This window comes from Actinoplanes sp. NPDC051411, assembly GCF_040682075.1.
GTDB lineage: Bacteria > Actinomycetota > Actinomycetes > Mycobacteriales > Micromonosporaceae > Actinoplanes.
The window spans coordinates 82176-88175 of the sequence record NZ_JBFBAD010000032.1 but is presented as its reverse complement, the minus strand read 5'-3'; the positions used below and the strand labels follow the sequence as shown (position 1 = coordinate 88175).

The following is a 6000-nucleotide window of genomic DNA, read 5'->3' as shown; positions in this document are numbered from 1 at the left end:
GTCGATCAGCTCGGCCAATGGGAGCAATTCGCGGGGTGGCTACACGCTGCGAGCGGCGACCCCCAGGCCGCCACCGAGCACTACGGCCGACTATGGGTGGGTGACCCTTCCCGCGGCCGTGCCCACCCGCCATCCGATGGATCCGGACCCGGAGCCCTCGACCAAGGCGCGGGCGGTCTTCGCGCTCGGCCTCCTGGGCTTTCTGACCGGCGCGTTCGTCGGTGGGGTGATTCCGGCCACCCTCGCGCTCGTGCTGGCCCGTCAGGCGTCCCGTCAGGCGTGGCAGGCGGGCGGTTATCTGACCGGCTCGGCGTGGATCCGGCGGGGCCGCCGGCTGGCCTGGGCCGGCATCGTGCTGGCGCTGGCCGCGCTGGTCGTGGCCACCATCGCCGGGCTGCTGCACCTGGCCGCACGGCCGGGCGGCACCGACTTCGCGCCGGGCACCGACTGAGCCGGCGAGGGCCCGGCCAGGGCGGGCTGCGGCGAGCCTCGTTCGGGTGACATGCTTCTCTCATGACCCAGCAGCCGGCGGCCGATCCCTTCCCGCCACCGAGCGCGCCGCCGGCGCAGCAACACCCCGCGCAGACCTCGCCGGTCTATGTGCCGCCTCCGCCCCCGTCCGGGCGCTGGCAGCCGGAGCGGGTCGACCCGCTGCCGGGCACCGAGTTCGGCCTCGTCCAGTTGCGAGTCATGCCGATCACGTCCGGCCTGGCCGTCGGCTCACTGGTCGCGGGCATCGGCTCCATTCTGGTCTCGATTCTCGTGCTCTGCTTCGGCGTGATGGGTGCCCAGAGCGGCTGGGGCGGTTGGGTGTCGGGCGCTTTCACGCTGCTCAGTGTCATTTTCGGAGCCGGGGCGGTCGCGCTCGGCCTGGTCGCCCGGCGGCAGATCCGCCGTTCCGGGCACACCGGCCAGGTGCGTTTCACCGGCGGCGGCATGGCGATCAGCGGCCTCGTCTGCGGTTGCGCCGGGGCGGGAATTGCCCTGCTCTCCCTGGCGTTGGCCCTGGTGTTGCAAGTCTCGTCCTGAGCGACGAGATTGCCTTTCCGGGTGATCCGGCACCGCGGCGAAACCGCTCCGGAGCACCCGGTACACTTGTGTTGGAGATATCAATCGTGAGAGCCCCGGTCATGCGACAAGAGTGGACAGCGATCCGCTCGTTTTGACCTGGGTGCTTGTGGTAGGTAGTCTTTCCCCTCGCGCCCGAGCTTGCTCGGGCAACTTGTGCGTGCCTCCTTCGGCTGATGCCGAGCGCGGGGCGTCGAGCGCAACGAGAGCTCGGCTCTGAGACATCTTGGAGCTGGCACAGAACAAGACCCGAAACGCGTGTGAGCGCGTGGCGGGACCGTGAGCCGGACGACACGCCCGACCGCGGGTGCCGGACTCCTCCCCGGGACGGGGAGGTGACCAGCACACACAGAGTCATAACAAGACGGTCCGGCCGCCTAGGAGCGGCCGAAGGGAGCGGAGAAACCCGGTGCCCACGATCCAGCAGCTGGTCCGAAAGGGCCGCCAGGCGAAGACGAGCAAGACCAAGACGCCGGCGCTGAAGGGAAGCCCTCAGCGGCGCGGCGTGTGCACGCGCGTGTACACCACTACCCCCAAGAAGCCGAACTCCGCGCTGCGCAAGGTCGCTCGTGTGAAGCTCAGCAGCCAGATCGAGGTCACGGCGTACATCCCCGGCGTTGGCCACAACCTTCAGGAGCACTCGATCGTGCTCGTGCGTGGCGGCCGGGTGAAGGACCTCCCCGGCGTCCGCTACAAGATCGTCCGCGGTTCGCTGGACACCCAGGGTGTCCGCAACCGCAAGCAGGCTCGCAGCCGGTACGGCGCGAAGAAGGAGAAGAGCTGACATGCCTCGTAAAGGCCCCGCTCCGCGCCACCCAGTGGTCGCCGACCCGGTTTACAACTCGCCGCTGGTCACGCAGCTGATCAACAAGATCCTGGTCGGCGGCAAGCGCCAGCTCGCCGAGCGCATCGTGTACGGCGCCCTGGAGGGTGCCCGCGAGAAGAGCGGCACCGACCCCGTGGTGACCCTCAAGCGCGCGATGGACAACGTCAAGCCGACCCTCGAGGTCCGCAGCCGCCGTGTCGGTGGCGCGACCTACCAGGTTCCGGTCGAGGTCCGTACGCCGCGGCAGACCACTCTCGGTCTGCGCTGGCTGGTCCAGTACTCCAAGGCCCGCCGCGAGAAGACCATGATCGAGCGTCTCCAGAACGAGCTGCTCGACGCCAGCAACGGTCTCGGTGCCGCCGTCAAGCGGCGCGAGGACACCCACAAGATGGCGGAGTCCAACAAGGCCTTCGCGCACTACCGCTGGTAAGACCCGCCTGCCGGCCCGGCGTTCGCCGGGCCGCGGCAGAAGTCGTTACCGGTCCACGAGACGACGACGAAGAAAAGTAGGGATTGAAGTGGCCGCCGCAGACGCGCTCGCCAACGTACGCAACATCGGCATCATGGCGCACATCGATGCCGGTAAGACCACGACTACTGAGCGAATCCTGTTCTACACCGGCATCACGTACAAGATCGGTGAGGTCCACGAGGGCGCCGCCGTCATGGACTGGATGGAGCAGGAGCAGGAGCGCGGTATCACGATCACTTCCGCCGCCACCAAGTGCGAGTGGAAGGGCCACACGATCCAGATCATCGACACGCCCGGCCACGTCGACTTCACGGTCGAGGTGGAGCGGTCGCTGCGTGTGCTGGACGGTGCGGTTGCGGTCTACGACGGTGTCGCCGGCGTGGAGCCGCAGACCGAGAACGTCTGGCGCCAGGCGGACAAGTACCACGTTCCCCGGATGTGCTTCGTCAACAAGCTCGACCGGACCGGCGCGGACTTCTTCCGCTGCGTGCAGATGATGATCGACCGGCTGAACGCGACCCCGCTCGTGGTGCAGATCCCGATCGGTCTTGAGGGCGACCACATCGGCGTCGTCGACCTGATCGGTATGCGCGCGCTCACCTGGCGCGGCGAGACCCAGAAGGGCGACGACTACGCGGTCGAGGAGATCCCGGCCGACCTGGTCGACTCCGCGAACGAGTGGCGCGAGAAGCTGATCGAGACGCTCGCCGACGTGGACGACGACGTCATGCTCAAGTACCTCGAGGGCGAGGAAGTCTCGAACGAGGAGATCAAGGCGGCCATCCGGCGCGCCACGATCGCCAGCAAGGCGAACCCGGTGCTGTGCGGTTCGGCGTTCAAGAACAAGGGCGTTCAGCCCATGCTCGACGCCGTGATCGACTACCTGCCGTCGCCGCTGGACGTTCCGGCCATCGAGGGCACCGCGCCGGACGGCGAGACGCCGCTGCTGCGGAAGCCGTCCAACAGCGAGCCCTTCTCCGGCCTGGCCTTCAAGATCCAGACGGACAAGCACCTCGGCAAGCTGACCTACGTCCGGGTCTACTCCGGCACGCTCGAGTCCGGTTCCCAGGTGGTCAACTCCACCAAGGACCGGAAGGAGCGGATCGGCAAGATCTACCAGATGCACGCCAACAAGCGCGAAGAGCGCCCAACGGCGTGGGCCGGCGACATCATCGCGGTGCAGGGTCTCAAGCAGACCACCACCGGCGACACGCTGAGTGACCCGGCGCACCCGGTGATCCTGGAGTCGATGACGTTCCCGGAGCCGGTCATCCAGGTGGCGATCGAGCCGAAGACCAAGTCGGACCAGGAGAAGCTGGGCACCGCGATCCAGCGCCTGGCCGAGGAAGACCCGACCTTCCGCGTCTGGAACGACGAGGAGACCGGTCAGACGGTCATCGCCGGCATGGGCGAGCTGCACCTCGACATCCTCGTCGACCGCATGCGGCGCGAGTTCAACGTCGAGGCGAACATCGGTAAGCCGCAGGTGGCGTACCGCGAGACGATCCGCGGCACCGTGGAGAAGCTCACGCTCGTCCACAAGAAGCAGACCGGTGGCTCGGGTCAGTACGCGAAGGTCGTCGTCACCGTCGAGCCGTTGCCGCTGACCGCCGACGCTCCCACTTACGAGTTCGTCAACGCGGTCTCCGGTGGTCGCATCCCGCGGGAGTTCATCCCGTCGGTCGACGCCGGTGCCCAGGACGCGCTGCAGTACGGCGTGCTGGCCGGCTACCCGCTGGTCGGCGTCCGGCTGACGCTCGTCGACGGCCAGTACCACGAGGTCGACTCGTCGGAAATGGCGTTCAAGATCGCCGGCTCCATGGTGATGAAGGAAGCGGCCCGCAAGGCCGACCCGGCATTGCTTGAGCCGATGATGGCCGTCGAGGTCACCACGCCCGAGGACAACATGGGCGACGTGATCGGCGACCTCAACTCCCGGCGCGGCATCATCCAGTCGATGGAGGAGCGCTCCGGCGCCCGAGTCATCAAGTCGCTGGTGCCGCTGTCCGAGATGTTCGGCTACGTCGGCGACCTCCGGTCGAAGACCCAGGGCCGGGCCAGCTACAGCATGCAGTTCGACTCCTACGCCGAAGTTCCGCAGAGCGTGGCGAAGGAGATCATCGCAAAGGCGACGGGTGCCTGAGGTTCCCTCAGCCTGATGCGTTGAGGCGCGTGCGGTCCGTCGAGGGCCGCACGCGCACGAGCAGTCGACAGAGTCCCTATCGCCTTATCGGGCGTGCCGGGCGCAAGAAAAGACACAGTCCACAGGAGGACACCAGTGGCGAAGGCGAAGTTCGAGCGGACTAAGCCGCACGTCAACATCGGCACCATTGGTCACATCGACCACGGTAAGACGACGCTGACTGCGGCCATCACCAAGGTCCTGCACGACGAGTTCCCGGACCTGAACCCGTACACCCCGTTCGACGAGATCGACAAGGCGCCGGAGGAGAAGGCCCGCGGCATCACGATCTCGATCGCGCACGTCGAGTACCAGACCGCGGCGCGTCACTACGCGCACGTGGACTGCCCCGGCCACGCTGACTACATCAAGAACATGATCACCGGTGCCGCGCAGATGGACGGCGCGATCCTGGTGGTCGCCGCGACCGACGGCCCGATGCCGCAGACCAAGGAGCACGTGCTCCTGGCCCGCCAGGTCGGCGTTCCGTACATCGTCGTGGCGCTGAACAAGTCGGACATGGTCGACGACGAGGAGCTCCTCGAGCTCGTCGAGCTCGAGGTCCGCGAGCTGCTCAGCACCTACGAGTTCCCGGGCGACGACCTGCCGGTCGTGCGCGTCTCGGCGCTCAAGGCGCTCGAGGGCGACAAGGAGTGGACCGCCAAGCTCATGGAGCTGATGAACGCGGTCGACACCGCGATTCCGCAGCCCGAGCGGGACACCGACAAGCCGTTCCTCATGCCGATCGAGGACGTCTTCACGATCACCGGTCGTGGAACGGTCGTCACCGGTCGCGCCGAGCGTGGCATCCTCAAGCCGAACGAGGAGGTCGAGATCGTCGGCATCCGCGAGAAGTCGACGAAGACCGTCTGCACCGGCATCGAGATGTTCCGCAAGCTGCTCGACGAGGCTCGCGCGGGTGAGAACGTCGGCCTCCTGCTGCGCGGTATCAAGCGCGAGGACGTCGAGCGCGGCATGGTCGTCGTGAAGCCGGGCACCACGACTCCCCACACGGAGTTCGAGGGCCAGGTCTACATCCTCTCGAAGGAGGAGGGTGGCCGGCACACCCCGTTCTTCCAGAACTACCGGCCGCAGTTCTACTTCCGCACCACGGACGTCACCGGCGTCGTCACGCTGCCCGAGGGCACCGAGATGGTCATGCCGGGCGACTCCACCTCGATGGCGGTCAAGCTGATCCAGCCGATCGCCATGGAGCAGGGCCTGAAGTTCGCGATCCGTGAGGGTGGCCGCACCGTCGGCGCCGGAACGGTCACGAAGATCATCAACTGAGTATTAGTACCCCGATTAGCATTGCCGCGATGAGTACGGCATACTAGTCAGGTTGCGTCCGCGCAGGGGGGTTGGCTGTCCAGGCTGATCTAGCTCCATGTAGATCGAGCTCAGGCAGTCGACCCCCCTCGCCCGGTGTCAGGACGTGTTTGTTGCCCGGCC

General features: G+C 67.1%; 6 protein-coding genes. All 6 read left to right on the top strand.

What is annotated here, in order from left to right:
* Positions 1–136: 136 nt before the first annotated feature.
* The 6 genes from AB0M88_RS19720 (at position 137) to tuf (ending at position 5838) form a co-directional block, all read left to right on the top strand.
* Positions 137–451, top strand: coding sequence for a hypothetical protein (locus tag AB0M88_RS19720; RefSeq protein WP_364103739.1), 315 nt, complete (start codon positions 137–139; stop codon positions 449–451).
* A 62-nt stretch (positions 452–513) separates the two neighbouring features.
* Positions 514–1029 carry a DUF4190 domain-containing protein gene (locus AB0M88_RS19715; RefSeq protein ID WP_364103724.1) on the top strand — a complete coding sequence of 172 codons (516 nt, stop codon included), beginning with the start codon at positions 514–516 and terminating at the stop codon, positions 1027–1029.
* A 448-nt stretch (positions 1030–1477) separates the two neighbouring features.
* Positions 1478–1852 (top strand): 30S ribosomal protein S12, encoded by a 375-nt coding sequence (gene rpsL / locus AB0M88_RS19710; protein ID WP_014440718.1) that lies wholly within the window; start codon positions 1478–1480, stop codon positions 1850–1852.
* Position 1853: 1 nt separating this feature from the next.
* The gene (gene rpsG, locus AB0M88_RS19705; protein WP_364103721.1) at positions 1854–2324 is read left to right on the top strand and encodes a 30S ribosomal protein S7; all 471 of its coding nucleotides are present in this window, start codon (positions 1854–1856) and stop codon (positions 2322–2324) included.
* An 88-nt stretch (positions 2325–2412) separates the two neighbouring features.
* Positions 2413–4509, top strand: a complete 2097-nt coding sequence (gene fusA, locus AB0M88_RS19700; protein ID WP_364103718.1) for an elongation factor G — start codon at positions 2413–2415, stop codon at positions 4507–4509.
* A gap of 135 nt (positions 4510–4644) precedes the next feature.
* Positions 4645–5838: an elongation factor Tu gene (tuf, locus tag AB0M88_RS19695; protein WP_364103715.1), complete on the top strand. Its 1194-nt coding sequence runs from the start codon at positions 4645–4647 to the stop codon at positions 5836–5838.
* Positions 5839–6000 lie beyond the last annotated feature (162 nt).

Excerpts from the sequence above, each read along its gene's own strand:
- AB0M88_RS19720 (WP_364103739.1), top strand. The coding sequence starts at position 137 with ATGGATCCGGACCCGGAGCCCTCGACCAAGGCGCGGGCGGTCTTCGCG.
- AB0M88_RS19715 (WP_364103724.1), top strand. The coding sequence starts at position 514 with ATGACCCAGCAGCCGGCGGCCGATCCCTTCCCGCCACCGAGCGCGCCG.
- rpsG (WP_364103721.1), top strand. The coding sequence starts at position 1,854 with ATGCCTCGTAAAGGCCCCGCTCCGCGCCACCCAGTGGTCGCCGACCCG.